The organism is Bacillus sp. FSL R5-0603, from assembly GCF_038050295.1.
Taxonomy (GTDB): domain Bacteria; phylum Bacillota; class Bacilli; order Bacillales; family Bacillaceae; genus Bacillus; species Bacillus subtilis.
The window spans coordinates 1912936-1929790 of record NZ_JBBOYP010000001.1; the positions used below are offsets into that span (position 1 = coordinate 1912936).

A 16855-nucleotide genomic window follows, 5' to 3' on the forward strand; every position below is an offset into this window, starting at 1 on the left:
AGATAGATGGATGTGAGACAAACATGGAGCTGCGCCAACTGCGTTATTTTATGGAGGTGGCTGAAAGAGAACACGTTTCAGAAGCCGCTGATCATTTGCATGTGGCCCAATCAGCAATCAGCAGACAAATTGCCAATCTTGAAGAAGAATTAAATGTGACCTTATTTGAGCGTGAAGGGAGAAATATCAAACTCACGCCAATCGGAAAAGAATTTTTGATTCATGTGAAAACGGCGATGAAAGCCATTGATTATGCGAAAGAGCAAATTGATGAGTATCTTGACCCGCATCGCGGAACGGTAAAGATCGGCTTTCCTACAAGCCTCGCCAGCCAGCTTTTGCCGACTGTCATTTCAGCGTTTAAAGAAGAATATCCGCACGTCGAATTTTTGCTGCGCCAAGGCTCCTATAAGTTTCTGATTGAAGCTGTCAGAAACCGTGATATTGATCTGGCCTTATTAGGACCGGTGCCGACGAATTTCTCTGACATAACGGGAAAAATATTATTTACTGAAAAAATTTACGCGCTTGTTCCATTAAATCATCCGCTTGCTAAACAAAAAACAGTTCATTTAATCGATTTGCGCAACGACCAATTTGTATTGTTCCCGGAAGGATTTGTACTTAGAGAGATGGCAATTGATACTTGCAAACAAGCAGGCTTTGCTCCTCTCGTTTCCACGGAGGGTGAGGATTTGGATGCTATCAAAGGGTTAGTGTCAGCAGGAATGGGCGTTACTCTTCTGCCTGAAAGTACTTTTGCTGAAACAACACCTCGTTTTACTGTGAAAATTCCAATTGAGTTCCCTCAAGTAAAACGGACTGTCGGAATCATTAAACCGAAAAATAGAGAGCTTGCGCCTTCCGCGAATGATTTTTATGAGTTTGTCATTCAATTTTTCTCTAAGCTGGAGCAGTATCAATAAAAAATGAACCCGAGCTTCTATATAGAAGCTTCGGGTTTTTTTCTGCAAATTAATTTACAGGTAAAGAAAAATCCACATGGCAAACAAATGCTTCTTGATCAATTAGAGCTCTGTTTGTCAGTTCCTTTTTCTTTTCCGGTTCTTGAAGCTGTACAGAAGAGTAATTGACGATTCCAAGGCCGATTTCCGTCCCTTTTGAATCCATCAGCCGAACAACTGAACCGCTTTTGAATTTCCCTTTAATCTTCTGTACACCGTCTAGGTATAAACTCGATTGGCCGTTTGTTATTTTTCGTGAACAATCATCTGATAAAATCATTTCACCTTCCGGACCGGAATTAAAAGCGATCCATTGCTCCTTTTGATTCAACGGAAGCGTTCCTACTGCTTCAAAATAGGTGCCTTCCGCCTGTTCATGAACGGCGTGGTATAAAATATCGCCGGCATCTGCCTGACCTAGGAAACCTTTAATGCCAGACGCCATTACGATTTTAAACGCATCAAGCTTAGAGCGCATGCCGCCGGTGCCAACGATGCTTCCCGTGTCACCTGCGCATGCTTCGATGTCAGGTGTTATTTCACTCACCCGCTGTATCCTTTTCGCTTCTGGATTTGTGCGCGGATTGCCGTGATATAATCCGTCTATATCTGATAAAATTACAAGCATATCTGCATCAATCAATCCTGCGACTTTTGCAGCGAGCGTATCATTGTCGCCAAACTTGAGCCGATTGACGGTAACTGTATCATTTTCGTTTATGATCGGGATGATGCCGCGCTCGAGCAGTACATTCATTGTATTCCTGACATTGTTATATCGATATTCATCAGAAAAATCGCTTCTTGTAATTAAAATTTGGGATGCGACATAGCCGTGTGCCAAAAACAGCTTTGAATAAGCCTCCATCAGCAATCCCTGGCCAATTGAAGCTGATGCTTGTTTTTCTGGAAGCTTCTCGGGCCTTTGGATAAATCCGAGCTTCCGATATCCCGCCGCCACTGCGCCTGAGGAAACCAAAATCACTTCATAACCGGCGTCTTTGAGTTTGACGACCTGGTCTACCAACGCTTCTAATTTTCGAATGCTGATTTCTCCATGAAGGCTTGTTAATGAACTGCTTCCAATCTTCACAACGACTCTTTTCATGCTTGTATCAGGCGTCACTTTATCACTCCTGATAGCGGCGCTGCAGTTTTTTCGATATCTTCGCTGATTTCCTTTGAACGCTTAGCCGCATGCTTTATTGCTTGAGAAATCGCTTCTCCGCCGCCGCTCTTTTTCAAGGCTTGCAGCCCCGCTGCTGTCGTTCCGTTCGGTGACGTGATATTATCTCTTAAGATCTCAGGATGTTCTCCTGTTTCCATGAGCATTTTTGCGGCACCTAAAAGTGTCTGGGCACCGATGCTTCGAGATAACTGTTTATCGAGGCCCGCTTCCTCGCCTGTCTTTTCAATGAATTCCATTAAATAATAAAAATACGCGGGGCCGCTGCCTGCAATTCCGGTGAATATATCCATTTGATTTTCTTGGATTGTATAGACTTCGCCCATGCATCCGAGCAATGCTTCGGCCAGCTTCTTCAGGTCTTCCGACACATATTTGCCAAGGGCAATAGCTGTTGCAGAAGCGCCAATCATACTGGAAGTGTTGGGCATCACTCTGACAACCGGCTGTTCATTAAGCAATGATTGTTCAATAAAAGAGGTAGTTATGCCGGCAAGGACCGACAATATTAATTGATGGGGTTGAATACGTGATTTTAGTGATGACAGAGCGTTTTCGGCGTCTTTTGGCTTCATTGCCAAAATGAGCACATCCATGTCTTCAATACATAGTTGGTTCGGCAAGGCGCCTTTAATGCCATATTGAAGTTCAAGTTCAGTTAATCGCTCTGTATTGCTGCGGTTTGTAACGCAGATGTTTTGTTTCGGGATTTTGTTGGCTCGAACGATACCTGATATCATTCCTTCCGCCATAGATCCTGCTCCTATAAAGGCTACTTTCTTTTGATCAAAGATCGGTAACATCTCCTTTGTTCGCTTTTTTGTTCGCATTTTCACACGTTTAAAATGTTACCACGTGAGGAAATGATGTCAAGTTTGAAGGCCATTAATGATTTGTATTGTTTCTTTTCGACAAATATGTATAATGAAAAGCAGAAAACACCCGGTTCACACTGCTGCGCCGGGTGTTTGTTTCTATTAAAAATTATCTGAGAGAGCTTTTTCAATCAGTTTTTTACAGCGATCCAGCTCTACCTTCAGCTGTTTTTTATATAGCTTGGCAGCTTCGTAATCTTTAAATTGATAGAGGACGACTTCCTGGAGCTTAGCCCCTTCTTTTTTTACTTTAATTTGTTTTAGTATCCCGTCATCAAGAAGCTCATGCAAAGACCGGTATACTTCTGTATGATTTGGTTTAAAACCAATCTCTTTAAATTCAGACCGAAGTACTTCAAGCAGCTTTAACCCATAGAGTCTCTCTTGCTCTGTCATCGTTATCATATAAAGCTTCAAAAATGCGCGCTGTTTCACTAAAAAGCCTGTTGAACTCCTTTTTTCTTCTTTCATCATATGCACTCCTTCTTCTGTCACTGACAACACTATGTACTAAATATTCAATTTTCTTTTATTGTTTTCCTTCTTTATATTAAAGACTGATAGTCCAGTCATTTCATGTTTACTGATTATAGGTGTAGCGGAAAAAATAAATTTTAACTGAACATTTGGTACATAGTTTTCTTAGTTCTATTATAGCCTGCATTTACTGCTATCTTCAATTTAAACGATTGCCAGGGTTTACATATCTCATTTTACCGGTACGGATTTCATTCAAATAAAAAAACCTGTCGAAAGACAGGTTTTCATTTTTAAGGATTTGTTGACCATAATCCCGCTGTTTTGATGAAAATGCGTGGATCTAATTTCAATTGTGCCACCATGTACTCAGCAAGATCCTCAGGCTGCATAACTTTTTCAGGATTACCGTCTGTTAAGTTCAATTCGATAGACATATCACTAGCGACAGTGCTCGGCGTTAACGCGCTGACTCTGATATTATGTTTTCTCACTTCTTGCATAAGAGACTCTGTTAACCCGAGAACGGCAAATTTAGAAGCGCTGTAAGCACTTGTTACAGCAGCTCCTCTTTGGCCCGCTGTAGATGAAATATTAATGATGTCTCCGGCTTTGCGTTCGATCATTTCCGGAAGCACCGCGCGCGTGACATGGTACACACCCATTAGGTTGACTTGAATAATATTTTCCCACTCATCGGCTGACAGATCTAAGAAACCGCCAAATTTGCTGATGCCGGCGTTATTAATGAGGATATCGATATCACCGAGCTGTTCCTTCACTTGAGCTACAGCTTGGTTAACCTGATCGGCATCTTTTACATCTGCAGCAGCAAATGCTGCTTTTACACCAAGCGCTTTGACTTCTTCAGCCACTTTTTCTACATTAGCGGAAGTCCGGCCAATTAACCCGATATTCACGCCTTCTTTGGCAAGCGCCAGAGCAGTAGCGCGGCCAATTCCTCTGCCTCCGCCTGTGATTAGTGCAGTTTTATGTTGTAAACTTTGCAATTGAAGCACCCTTTCTTTGTTTACATATGTACGATATCACATTATAAGTACAATACATCCAATACGCAAATCAAACGAACTGTGTAAATATCATTTCTTCTGATTAAAAAAGCGGATACAGGGTAATGACATAAGAAAAGGAGTGAACATATGATTATAGTTTATATCAGTCTTGCAGTATTAGCAGTTTCTATTATCTTCTTAGGAGTTACCGTGATTCAAAACAAGAAAAAAATGGACCCTGCACTAAAGGAGCTTTCCTCTGTTACGCAGGCTATGCAAAAACAAATCGAAGGATTAAAAACAGAAACAGAGCTGCTGACGCAAAAACAAAAGAAGATTCAGCAGGATGTCCAAATAAAAAAATACACGTTTCAGCAGACCGCAGCTGAAGTGAAAAAAGTTCCTAAAGCTGTTAAAGAGGTGTGGCAGGCTGGCCATTTAAATAGCAGGTCATGATGAATGATATCCCGTTGTTTCGATCAGAATGGACAATGGGATATCATTTTTTGAGGAGGCTTTCGCATGATTGTAAACCACAGTTGCTTAAAGGAGTTCGCAGAAAAACTACATTCTCTTCCCTCTTCACTTACAAAGTCGGATTTACTTATTTCTCCATTTCATCTCCATCAAGAAAATGAACTTGACATCTACTATTCACCTCATAATGAATATATCAATCGGACTGCTACGATTGTGATTGCCGGGATCACGCCGGGTTTTTCCCAGATGAAAACAGCGTACGAAACAGCAGTCGAAAGTCTGCGGCAAGGCCGCACTCTTGAGCAAATGGCGGTAGATACAAAAATAGCAGCGGGTTTCTCCGGGTCGATGAGACATAACCTTATCACCATGCTGGATTTATGCGGGCTGCCGCAAGCTTTCGGCATTCAAAGCGCCGCAAAGCTTTTTGGAGAATTACGGCATATGCTCCATACAACTTCCGTTATTAAATATCCTGTCTTTATCCAGCAAAAAAACTATACCGGATACAAACCGGCTATCACTCATTCTCCTATCCTAAGCACCTATGCTTTTGGGCACTTCCCTGCGGAGCTTAATCATGTGACGGGACCAGCTCTTCTCATTCCGTTAGGAAAAGCGGCCGAAACAGTGTGTGAAACATTGATCAGACAGCACAGCCTCCAGAATTTGATTTGCCTTAACGGCTTTCCCCATCCATCAGGCGCGAACGGCCATCGTTTGAAACAATTCAGCAAAAACAAAGAGCAACTAGAAACACAAATTCGTTCCTTTGCTTCATTGGTTGATTTCGCTATAGAAAAGAGGAAATAAAAGGGATATGATAAACAAAAACACAAACGTGGGGAGTGGTTGAATGTTTCCTATAATTAGAAACGGATCGGCTTATACTTAGGCAAATCACAGATCAGGACGCGGAAGCCATTTTTGCTTGTTTCTCAAACGATGAGGTGACACGCTATTATGGGCTTGAAAACATGGAATCTAAAGAACAGGCCATTTCAATGATTCAAACGTTTGCTGCCCTCTATCAAGAAAAACGCGGTATACGGTGGGGAATTGAAAGACTGGACACTAAAGAACTGATCGGAACAATAGGCTTTCACGCTCTGGCCCAAAAGCATAGGCGCGCGGAAATCGGTTATGAAATCATCCCGGAGCATTGGCGAAACGGATTTGCATCAGAAGTCATTTCAAAGGTCGTATCTTACGGATTTTCTGCCCTTGGACTGTCGCGTATTGGCGCAGTTGTATTTACCGCTAATGAAGCATCAAATCGTCTGCTTCTAAAAATGGGGTTTCAAAAAGAAGGTGTTTTAAGACAGTACATGTATCAAAATGGTACTCCATATGATACAAATGTGTATTCTATTGTAAAACCAAGAGAATGACGGCATTCTCTTGGTCTGTGCGCACATCCCTTTTCCTTTAAAATGTCCGATTCATGACCTGCATCAGCTATGACGTTTTGATTCTTAATCAATCCCTACAAGATTTTCATCTCTTAAAACAATGCTAATAACTTTTTTCCCCTACTCATAAATCCCTTTATTGGTTCTTCTTCTTGTGATAAAATCCCCAAGAAAACAAAACGCAGCCGACCACATCAAAATATAAATAACCTGAGTTTTGTATTCCCACATTGAATCCCCCATTTCTACCCCGTGAATGAAAGTCATATACGCTTTTTGCGGCAGTATCGCACAAAGGGCATTTAATATTGGATGATGTGGAGCAAAAGAAATAAAACAGCCTGACAATACACACGTGATCACACTGATACCACTCGTCATCAAACTGATGTTTCGATCCATCACAGAAGCCATAAAGATAGCGAATGCTGTTGCAAGCACTGTAAGAACACCCAGTAACCCAGCAAGAATATTTAAACGGAAACCAATTTCAGCATGAAAGAGTACATTTGTAATTAGGATGGCCAAGTAAGTGGGTATGTATAAACATAAAAAAGTAAAGATAAACTGAACCAACAAATATTTCCCCACATGCACGGGAGACACTAAAATCCTTTTGAAGGTTTTGAGCATCCGGTCTTCTGGATATAACGCAGCTAATGCCACACCTTGCATCAATACAAGCATCATGATAAAGCCTAATATATTCGTTCCCGTTCCCCGTTCAGTCCTTAATTCATCCTCTCCCCGGTAGCTGCCTGGCATTTCTCCAGTCTCAAAAAATTGCTGAATCATTTTTTGTTCCGCTTTACTTTTCAACGTGGTTACTTTGTAATCAAGTTGATTTTTTTCTACAATGGCTGCATATTTCCCTAACATCAGATCAGAAAACTTCGGCTTCTGATCTACCGTTACCACTCTAAATGCAGAATCACTCGGCAAATGATGAACTTCGTCCAGTTCTGTAACAAAAGCGATTGTTTCTTTGAAAACCGGCTTCCCGGAAAACATAATCGCAACGCCAATCATCAGAGGGATAATGATTAATGCAATGATAATAATGGCTTTTTTGGTCAGGATTCGCTCCCACCTGTTTTGGAATAAACTCAGCATATATATCCCTCCGGCTTAAATACAACATGAGAAACGGCAATACAAATGATTGAAGCCAATATTAGTCCTGACATAACAGGCTGCAGCATACTGAAATCATGATCATAAATGAGACGAAATGAACATTCTGTTACCCATTTAATCGGAGAAAGAATCGATATCTGATTGACGGTATCTCCAAATCTATGAATTCCGAAAAATACGCCACCAAAGAAAACAAAAAAAGCTATCGGAATTTGCATAATCCCGTTCGCCTGTTCTTCATTCTTGAACAAACTGCAGAACATTGTGCCTAAACAGCAACCGAAAAATAAAAATACATACAATAAAAGCATGAAATACGTAAGATATTGTCCTCCAAAGTTCAAATGAAAAATCGTTTGGGCTATCAACACATTCATGCTGTACATAATGACACTGAATATAAAGGTTGATAGTAATTTAGAAAGATAAATACTAGTTGTCGAAACCGGCGCATACACAATACGAAGGTTCGCCTTCTTCACCTTTTCCTCCATAAACGTATTAGAGGTCGTCATAGCAATCAGAGCTGCAGTGAAAATCATCATATTCACTCCGTAATAATCATAAGAACTGACACCGCCTGCCCCAAAGCTGCTTTTCGTAACAAAGCCCATGACAAGAATGAGAACGCAAGGAAAAGCCGTATTGGCTATTACAAGAACCGGATTCCTTAAAATATTCATAAAATCAAATATTATTAATTTTAACAAACTCATTTTGCTCTCCTAATCTCTTAAATTTCTTCCCGTCAGCTCTAAAAATACCGTTTCTAACGATGCCTCTTTTTTGTTCATGTTTAGGATGCTGCAGCCTTGGGCACTCAATTCTAATATGATTTCACTCAGGTGATCTTGGTTCTTTTGAACGGTAACATTCAGTTGATGGTCAGAGAAATCAACTCCTGTCACTCCTATGATTTCTCTAATCGAGTTTTTATTTAATCGCTGAACATGCGCCAGTTGAAAAGCGTATGTTATTTCTTTATTGACTTCTCTGTACAGCTCTTCTTTTGTTCCATTGGCAATAATTCTTCCTTCATTCATGATCATAATACGATCTGAAATTGCCTCGACTTCTTCCATATAGTGTGTAGAGTAAATGATGCTTGCGCCTTTTGTTTTCAGCTCTTTTATCGATTCCAAAATGTGATGCCGGGATTGCGGATCGATTCCTACCGTGGGCTCATCCATGATAATCAGTTTCGGCTGATGGGCAATGGCGCACGCAATGTTTAATCTTCTTTTCATCCCGCCTGAAAACGTCTTTGGTTTGTCATCTTTCCGGTCGTATAGCTGTACGAGCTCCAAAGCCTCTTTGACTCGGGCTTTCAGTTCTTCTCCTTTAAGAGAATAAAGACTGGCAAAAAAACGAACATTTTTCTCAGCGGAAATCTCCTCATAAATCGCGATATCTTGAGGCACAATCCCGATGCCTTTCTTCATTTCCTTTGACCCTTTTTTCACACTATGGCCCAATATCGAAACATTTCCGGAACTGGCCGACAATACTCCTGATAAAATATGAATGGTTGTGCTTTTCCCTGCACCATTTGGACCTAGTAAGCCAAGCACTTCCCCCTCTCTCACTTCGAACGAAATCCCATCTACTGCCGTTTTGTTTTCATACTGCATTTTCAAGTTTTCTACTGTTGCTACGTTGTTCATAGTTGGTTCTCCTTTTTACTTTCTCCGTTTTGCGAATTCCTGCAATAAATTTGTTTTCAAATTGTCTCGATTTTGTTCAATGTCAAAATCAGCAGCGTCTTCTTCAAAACCATCCTGTTCTTCTCCGTCAAAACTGTACAGTTTCTTCAATAAAACCCATAATGTTTCCAGCTCTTCCGTCGAAAAGCCTTTAAATAGATCGGCCATAAAATACACCGCTTTTTCACCGCATTCCTCCATGACACGCTTTCCTGAATCAGTAATCTTCACATTAACTGCACGCTTGTCGCGTTTACTTGGTACAGTGATGACATAACCTCTTTTTTCAATACCGCTGACAAGTCTGTTGATGTTTTGTTTTGAAGTGCCTAATTTTTTTGCAATGTTGTTGAATGTCGTTTCCTCTTCCGGTAAATGCAGTATGGCAACCATCGTCATAAATTGCCTCGACGTTAAGCTTTCATAATAATCGTCTCCGCGTGATTGGATTTTGTTTAAAGTGGAAAAAAATGTAGCGTAAGACTGTTGCATTAAAAATAAATCTTTCAGTTCCTTAGAATAATCCACGATGTTCCCTCCTTGAATAGACAACTTATTGTCTATTCATCATAACATTTCTCACTGTATTGTCAATATGTTGTCTATTTTTCTTTAGAATCCCTCGATAATTCATAGAATAGTAATATACTGATCGATTCAGAAAGAGGTAATGTTGATGGCTCGTCATCGAGAATTCAATGAAGAATAAAGCGTTATGAATCTGTTTTGAGAGAACATTCGGGCGAGTTAAGACGTGAAATTAACGTGGAACAAACGGTTTTAGACTTATATTCTGTTTCTTATCGGCTGACTGTGATGGTGAAATCCCGTCCAGATCAATCATTTTTGCGTCATTCCGTATCGGAAATCCTTACATTGCTGAACAAATGATAAAAAGCGCCCCGGAAAATGGGCGCTTTCTAATTAAGATGCATATTGAGGAGATGTTTCCTCCTTAACTGCTTTTTCCTCCGGTATATGAATGCATTTCGTCAAGACCGCACTTGCAAGGTAAAGGACCGCAAAGATCCAGACGACGCCTTGCGCGCCGACGAGACCGATGAACAGCCAAGCGAGTGCAGGGCCGACAAACGCAGATAAACCTGCAGCCAAATTCAATACAGACATGGCTGCCCCTTTATCATTTCCAGCCACCGTCGGCACAATTGCACCGATCGGCACATAGCCTGCCAGCAAACCGCCCCAAATAAAGCCGATCACGCTGACAACCGCTAAACTTCCGCCGGAGAAAACAGGTGCGTAGTATAATAAGACGGTGAAAATGCCGCAGCCGACTCCGCCGAACCAAATAACAGTATTTTTCCAGCCGAATTTATCGCCGACAATACCAAAGATAAGGTTAAACACAATATTCCCCAGGAAAATCGTTCCCCAAATTTGCAGCCACACATTGGTTGAAATTCCATGCTGGGCCATGTGCATCGGCAAAAAGACTGGAAAACCATATGTACCAATGCTGTTGATGATTCTGATGATTCCGCCTGTAAGCACGCGCGGATTTGTAAATAGAATCGTAACCCCTTTTAAAAGCTCCTCGGCTGTTTCTGATCTTTTTCTTTTCTTCTTTTCAAAACGGTCTTTATTGATAAACAATGCAAAGAATGCACCGAGACATACCCAGAAAATAGAGCTCCAAAGCGTATTCAAATAACCGAACGCTTTGATCGCGTAGCTTGAGTACCAAGCGCCGAACACAAACATGCCGAGGCAATATGCTATCCAAAACCAGCCGACAGCAGTGCTCAGTTTGCTTTGCGGTGTTCTGTAAATGACCCATGTCAAGAAAGAATAAGCAAAAAGCGGGTAACCTAACCCTTTTACGAAGTAAGTCACATACATCACTGGCAGGTTCAGCTGTTCAAATCCAAATACGATAAAAGCAGCTGTACCGATCACATAAAACAACAGCCCCATAAACATCGTTCGTTTTGCGCCAAATGCTTCGAGACATACACCCGAAAACCAGGAAGCTATGGCAAGCGCAATTCCGTATATACTAAAAATGGAAGCGGACTGTTGAACGGTGAGCCCGTTTTCGATCAAAAAAGGACTGAGCCAGCCTTGTTCAAGGCCATCTCCCATCATAAACAAAACAACCCCTAAAAATCCCCAGGCAAGACGCTTCGGTATTCCTATTTTATCCAACATATCTGTCTCCTCCTTAGATGCTTATATCCATTACCGTATTACCTTATTAAAGTTGAAAATTAAATGATTCCTCAAAAACAGCAGAAATGCCGCCTTAAATCAACACTTTGCTTTCTGAACCAGAAAAAAAGCGCTGTGTTTGCTTCCATTTCTCATATAAATCCAATTCTGTCTGACAGTCCTTCGGTTCGATCACCCGGACATTTGCTGATATCTCCTCCGTTAATTGAAAGGTTTCATTGCAAATGACTGCAGCTCCAACAACAGATGCCTGATGATATCCCTCTTGGACATAGACCTTTTTTTGAAGAAAATCCGCGATATATTGAGTGAGCGCTTTGCTTTGGAATCCCCCTCCGCACACCCAAACATAGTCACGTTCAAACGGAGTAACCTCTGTTAAAATGTCAAAGTTCCATTTGATTGAAAATGCGATCTCTTCTAGCGCTGCACGTACAAAATGTGCCCTCTTTAAATGTGCTGACAGCGGGGCATCAAAAAGAAAACCGCCTCTCGTTAACGCATTCTTTTCAGCCGATAAATAAGAGCCGAGAGCCGCTACACATGCATGGTCTTCTTTTGCAAGTGCAGAAATCTCCTCCTCCATTACTTCGTACGTTTCATTCGGATAAAAAATCTGTTTTAATTTTTGATAATTCAAGCCGGTAATTCCCGGATTCGTTTCCACAAGCCAATGCCCTTGATCCGTATGACAGTTCAGCCAGGCTTTATGTTTTGTGTCGCCATGATCCGCAGTAATTTTGGTTATTGGCGTTGTTGTCCCTGATACAATGACAATGTCCTCAAGTCCAGCTCCGGTGCTTTTGACAGCTAGCTGTGTATCCCCGCCCCCTGCTATAACCTTAGCATTTATTGAAAGGCCTAATTCGGATGCATATTCATTTGCTATCGTTCCAATTGCTGTTCCCGCTCTTACAAGAGGCGGAAGGATAAATGGAGAAAAGCCGAATATGTCGCACATCTCTTCTGACCAAGTGTTTTGCTTCACATCAAACAGCAGGGTTTCTGTTGCCTGTGATGGTTCATATGTTAATATTCCGCTCAGTTGGTACGTCACCCAATCACTGATGCTAGTAAAGCTTGCAGTCTTTTCCCATAAAGAGGGCTGGCGCTGTTTTAATCCATAAAGCTTGAGCGCGGAAAAAAGTGCGGTTGGCAGGCGGCCTGTGCGGCTGTATATCTCTTCCCGATCGGGAATGCTCGCCTCCCACTCTCGACCGCGGTTATCGATGTTCGGCAGCCCGAGAAAAGAATCGCCGTTTTGATCGATCAGAACAATCCCCTGTCTTTGACTCGTCGATGTCAAACCAATGATGTCAATATCACACGAACGGGATAGCACACGTTTTGCCAAATTCATCACCTGCTTCCACAGCACCTGAGGAGAAAAATAACGGCTGTCCGGGTAAAGCGTCTCTGTGGAATACACGATGTCCTCCCGTTCAACTGTTAAAACACTGCCGGTTACACTCACGACCGCTACCCTAGCATTGCCTGTGCCAATATCAAAAACGAGATAGCCTTTTTGTTTTTTCATTCTGTTAGCCTCCTTTCTTATACCCCTGTTTTCAGTTCGTCCTTGTTATACACTGTCGGAATATTAAGAGTTTTTTCACGCTTCCACTTTTTGAGGGCTTTATTCAGTATCGTCACGTGATGATCCTCCACTTCAAATGTTGCTCCAGCGAGATGCGGTGTTGCCAGAACATTAGGCAATGAAATCAATTCATAATCTGATTCCTCTGGAGGTTCATGATAAAAAACGTCTAATATCGCACCTCTGATTTTATGTTCTTTTAATACAAATAAAAGATCTTCACGGTTTACAACAACTGCTCTTGAAGTATTGACGAAAATCGCACTCTGTTTCATCAGATCAAAATACTTCCGATCAATAAGTCCAAGTGTTTCCTCAGTACGAGGCAGATGGACAGAAACGATATCACTGTCTGAAAACACCGTTTTAAGAGATACTTTTTCATACAGCGGATGATCGTCTTGAATGAATGGATCGTAATACTTTATTTTACAGTCAAACGCAGTCAGCAGTTTTGCAATCCTTTGACCAACCGCCCCGAACCCAATCATGCCAACCGTTTTTCCTGTTAATTCATTTCCTTTAAATTTGACATAAGCCTGCAGGTAATCACTGTTCCACTTTCCATCCTTCAGCCATTGATTCGAGGCGCTGGTATGGCGCAGAAAGGAAATCACATTTCCAATAAACATTTCAGCAACGGCTTGTGCATTCCGCCCTGGTGTATAAAAAACAGGTATGCCTCTTTTTGAGGCAGCTGCCACATCCACATTGGAGGGCATTCCCCTGCAAACACCGACAAATGAAAGTTCGGGAACAGAAGCAAATACGCTGTCTGTTACCTGATCAAGCTCAGTAATCAAGCCTGTCGCATTTGTTGCTTTTAGCAGCTGAATGAGTTCATCCTCCCGATATGCCCGGCCTTGTTCCTTCCAAGATTGATAAGCAACTGAGTCAAACAAGTTTTCTAGCTCTTTTCGTCCTTCTTCGTTGTACGGTGCTGTAACCAAAACCGTCATGGTGCAAAACATCCTTTTCATCGTATTTTTTCATAAAAAAAATCTCTTTCCGCAGATGGAAAGAGATTCATATATAGGCGCGCTCTGTTACAGGCAGACGCCGGTATAAACCTTGCTTTCCTATCTTTCAAGCTGACGCTTGCTGGAATTGGCACAATAATGTTGCCGAGGTTTCATAGGGCCAGTCCCTCCACCTCTCTGGATAGAAAATGTTGAGTATGTAATTTTCAGAATGAAGAATACGTTTATCATAAAGAAGTCTCAGATTGATGTCAATCTCTTTTTTCAGAATTGACGTTATCATCCGAAATGTTATAATTCTTACAAAATATCTAACTAGAGAGAGGAACTGGGCCATGAAATCTTTTGCCACACAACAAAACGGCATTTTCAAATCCGTTTGCTCGCTGGACTGCCCGGATCAGTGCGGATTGTTAATACATAAAAAAGACGGGAAAATCGTAAAAATGCAAGGAGACCCTGATCATCCTGTCACAGCCGGAAACATATGCAACAAAGTCCGGAATATGACGGAGCGCATATATGATGAAAAGCGGCTGACTACACCGCTCAAACGAACAGGTGCGAAAGGCCAAGCGATATTTGAACCGATTTCTTGGGAAGAGGCAATCGATACGATCACCTCCCGCTGGAAACAGCTGATTGATGCAGAGGGAGCTGAAAGCATACTTCCTTACAGCTTTTACGGAAATATGGGGAAATTGACAGCTGAAGGAATGGACCGCCGCTTTTTTTACCGCATGGGGTCAAGCCAGCTTGAACGGACGATTTGCAGCAAAGCGGGATCTGAAGGCTATAAATATACAATGGGCATAAGCGCGGGAATCGATCCTGAGGAAACCGTTCATACAAAACTATTTATTTTTTGGGGAATCAACGCGGTCAGCACAAACATGCACCAAATTACAATCGCCCAAAAAGCACGAAAACAAGGTGCCAAAATTGTCGTGATCGATGTGCATAAAAATCAAACAGGACGTCTCGCAGATTGGTTTATTCCCATAAAGCCGGGAACCGACAGTGCACTTGCTCTTGGCATCATGCACATTTTATTTAAAGAAAACCTTCATGATGAAGCATTTCTGTCCGAGTACACGGTTGGCTATGAAGAGCTCCGTGAACACGTGAAACAATATGATCCTGAAAAGGTATCGACGATCACCGGTGTCAGTACCGAAGATATTTACCGACTGGCAAAAATGTACGGGGAAACCTCCCCTTCTTTTATCAGAATCGGAAACGGACCCCAGCATCACGATAACGGCGGGATGATTGTAAGGACGATTGCCTGTCTTCCGGCGATCACCGGCCAATGGCTGCACACAGGGGGCGGCGCAATTAAGCATAACAGCGGAATTTTAGAATATAACACAAATGCCTTGCAGCGGCCCGACTTATTGAAAGGGCGCACCCCGAGGTCGTTTAATATGAATCAGCTTGGCAGGGTGCTTTTGGAAACAGACCCGCCGATTCGCTCTCTATTTATTTACGGAACGAACCCTGCCGTCGTCGCGCCCGAAGCAAACAAAGTCAGACAGGGCTTGCTGCGGGAAGACTTGTTTACTGTGGTTCATGATTTGTTTTTAACGGAAACGGCTGCATATGCGGACATTGTACTGCCTGCAACATCCGCTTTTGAAAATACTGATTTTTACACCTCCTACTGGCACCATTACATTCAGCTTCAGCAGCCGGTGATTGAGAGATATGGGGAAAGCAAGCCTAATACTGAGGTTTTCCGATTACTGGCTGAAGCCATGGGATTCACAGACCAGGAGCTTAAAGATTCAGATGAAGAATTAATCCGCCAGGCGCTTGACCATCCAGATAATCCACATTTGGCAGAGATTGATTACGATGCACTTGCTAAGCATTCATTTATGAAAGCGAAACGCGAAAAGCGACTGTTTCCGGGCGAACTTCCAACGCCAAGCGGAAAAATAGAATTATATTCAGAACAAATGAAACAAGACGGCTTCCCTGCTTTACCGACATATACACCTCTTGTAACCGATAATGAACATCCGTTTATGTATGTTCCGGGGCCAAACCATAATTTCTTAAATTCAACATTTTCCAATAATGAAAAACACATCAAGCTTGAAAAGACGCCAAAGCTCTTTATCAACACAAAAGATGCTGAAGAACACGGAATCGTTGATGGGGCACCTGTACGAATTTGGAACAGCCGGGGAGAATGCCAGCTGACCGCTGCAGTTGGAGAACAAGTGCTGCCAGGTGTCGTTGTCAGCCAAGGATTATGGGCGGATGAACAAGGAAAAAAACAGCTTGTAAACGCGCTAACCCCAGACCGATTGTCCGATATGGGCGGCGGTGCCACCTTTTTTTCAGGCCGTGTACAGATTGAAAAGGTTTGAAAAAATAATGAAACCCCTAGTATGCCAAGCCCGTATAACATAACATCGACATAATGGAGGCATACACATGGACGTTTTTTTAGGAATTGGTATTGCTTTGGCAGGATATTTTATCGGTGAAGGCTTAAAGCAGATGAACCATACAAAAGGTAGTGAACAAAATGATATCTTGCTTATAAAAGAACGGGATATTTACTTTTACATCGGACTTTTTTTAGGAATAACAACGACTGAAGCAAAACAGTTAGCCGGAGACATGACAGACCTTCCTTACATTAAAATCAACGGGAAAAAGTATGTGCAAAAACAAAGTTTAATAGAATGGATATTTGCATTAGTCAAAAAGCAACAGGATGAAGTTAGTATTAAGAAAAACGGGATTTGCTAGTTGTTTAATGGAAAACATTTGAAAGTAAAGGCTTGCTTCAAAAGCAACGCCTTTTTAATCACAATAAAAGAGAG

At 41.9% G+C, this 16855-nt stretch carries 16 protein-coding genes, 1 pseudogene and 1 riboswitch; of the genes and pseudogenes, 6 read left to right on the top strand and 11 right to left on the bottom strand.

Going from position 1 to position 16855, the window contains the following annotated elements; genetic code table 11:
* The first annotated feature begins 23 nt into the window (after window positions 1–23).
* The gene (gltC, locus tag NYE56_RS09460) at window positions 24–926 is read left to right on the top strand and encodes a glutamate biosynthesis transcriptional regulator GltC (RefSeq protein ID WP_004399246.1); all 903 of its coding nucleotides are present in this window, start codon (window positions 24–26) and stop codon (window positions 924–926) included.
* Between the two features lie 49 nt (window positions 927–975).
* Here the strand turns inward: gltC and proB are convergent, their stop codons facing one another.
* From proB to NYE56_RS09480, 4 genes are all read right to left on the bottom strand, one after another.
* Window positions 976–2091, bottom strand: a complete 1116-nt coding sequence (gene proB / locus NYE56_RS09465) for a glutamate 5-kinase (RefSeq protein ID WP_341283776.1) — start codon at window positions 2089–2091, stop codon at window positions 976–978.
* Window positions 2088–2981, bottom strand: a complete 894-nt coding sequence (gene proC, locus NYE56_RS09470) for a pyrroline-5-carboxylate reductase (protein ID WP_010886524.1) — start codon at window positions 2979–2981, stop codon at window positions 2088–2090. The genes proB and proC overlap by 4 nt, the downstream gene beginning before the upstream one ends.
* Before the next feature lie 147 nt (window positions 2982–3128).
* Window positions 3129–3497, bottom strand: coding sequence for a replication termination protein (rtp, locus tag NYE56_RS09475; RefSeq protein ID WP_003220337.1), 369 nt, complete (start codon window positions 3495–3497; stop codon window positions 3129–3131).
* Window positions 3498–3796: 299 nt separating this feature from the next.
* Complete coding sequence (locus NYE56_RS09480) at window positions 3797–4513, bottom strand: 3-ketoacyl-ACP reductase (RefSeq protein WP_004399223.1); 717 nt, start codon at window positions 4511–4513, stop codon at window positions 3797–3799.
* A 150-nt stretch (window positions 4514–4663) separates the two neighbouring features.
* Here NYE56_RS09480 and NYE56_RS09485 point away from each other — a divergent pair, with 150 nt between their 5' ends.
* From NYE56_RS09485 to NYE56_RS09495, 3 genes and pseudogenes are all read left to right on the top strand, one after another.
* Window positions 4664–4972: a DUF948 domain-containing protein gene (locus NYE56_RS09485; protein ID WP_029318089.1), complete on the top strand. Its 309-nt coding sequence runs from the start codon at window positions 4664–4666 to the stop codon at window positions 4970–4972.
* A gap of 66 nt (window positions 4973–5038) precedes the next feature.
* The gene (locus NYE56_RS09490) at window positions 5039–5809 is read left to right on the top strand and encodes a hypothetical protein (protein WP_268555301.1); all 771 of its coding nucleotides are present in this window, start codon (window positions 5039–5041) and stop codon (window positions 5807–5809) included.
* A gap of 43 nt (window positions 5810–5852) precedes the next feature.
* Window positions 5853–6387 (top strand): annotated as a pseudogene (locus NYE56_RS09495) (GNAT family N-acetyltransferase).
* A gap of 141 nt (window positions 6388–6528) precedes the next feature.
* Here the strand turns inward: NYE56_RS09495 and NYE56_RS09500 are convergent.
* The 7 genes from NYE56_RS09500 to NYE56_RS09530 form a co-directional block, all read right to left on the bottom strand.
* Window positions 6529–7521, bottom strand: a complete 993-nt coding sequence (locus tag NYE56_RS09500; RefSeq protein WP_341283777.1) for an ABC transporter permease — start codon at window positions 7519–7521, stop codon at window positions 6529–6531.
* Window positions 7515–8261, bottom strand: coding sequence for an ABC transporter permease (locus NYE56_RS09505; RefSeq protein WP_268555302.1), 747 nt, complete (start codon window positions 8259–8261; stop codon window positions 7515–7517). The genes NYE56_RS09500 and NYE56_RS09505 overlap by 7 nt, the downstream gene beginning before the upstream one ends.
* Window positions 8262–8270: 9 nt before the next feature.
* The gene (locus NYE56_RS09510) at window positions 8271–9209 is read right to left on the bottom strand and encodes an ABC transporter ATP-binding protein (protein ID WP_014479987.1); all 939 of its coding nucleotides are present in this window, start codon (window positions 9207–9209) and stop codon (window positions 8271–8273) included.
* A 15-nt stretch (window positions 9210–9224) separates the two neighbouring features.
* Window positions 9225–9776 carry a MarR family winged helix-turn-helix transcriptional regulator gene (locus tag NYE56_RS09515; RefSeq protein ID WP_015251964.1) on the bottom strand — a complete coding sequence of 184 codons (552 nt, stop codon included), beginning with the start codon at window positions 9774–9776 and terminating at the stop codon, window positions 9225–9227.
* A 396-nt stretch (window positions 9777–10172) separates the two neighbouring features.
* Window positions 10173–11417 carry an MFS transporter gene (locus NYE56_RS09520; protein ID WP_268555304.1) on the bottom strand — a complete coding sequence of 415 codons (1245 nt, stop codon included), beginning with the start codon at window positions 11415–11417 and terminating at the stop codon, window positions 10173–10175.
* A gap of 94 nt (window positions 11418–11511) precedes the next feature.
* On the bottom strand, window positions 11512–12975 hold the full coding sequence (locus NYE56_RS09525; RefSeq protein ID WP_341283778.1) for an FGGY-family carbohydrate kinase: 1464 nt from the start codon (window positions 12973–12975) through the stop codon (window positions 11512–11514).
* Window positions 12976–12992: 17 nt separating this feature from the next.
* Complete coding sequence (locus tag NYE56_RS09530; protein WP_341283779.1) at window positions 12993–14015, bottom strand: 2-hydroxyacid dehydrogenase; 1023 nt, start codon at window positions 14013–14015, stop codon at window positions 12993–12995.
* Between the two features lie 96 nt (window positions 14016–14111).
* Window positions 14112–14203: riboswitch (SAM riboswitch) on the bottom strand.
* A gap of 147 nt (window positions 14204–14350) precedes the next feature.
* On the opposite strand from NYE56_RS09530, the gene NYE56_RS09535 reads away from it, so the two are divergent.
* Window positions 14351–16393, top strand: coding sequence for a molybdopterin oxidoreductase family protein (locus NYE56_RS09535; RefSeq protein WP_268555307.1), 2043 nt, complete (start codon window positions 14351–14353; stop codon window positions 16391–16393).
* A 67-nt stretch (window positions 16394–16460) separates the two neighbouring features.
* The gene (locus NYE56_RS09540) at window positions 16461–16781 is read left to right on the top strand and encodes a hypothetical protein (RefSeq protein WP_341283780.1); all 321 of its coding nucleotides are present in this window, start codon (window positions 16461–16463) and stop codon (window positions 16779–16781) included.
* The last annotated feature ends 74 nt before the right edge of the window (window positions 16782–16855 follow it).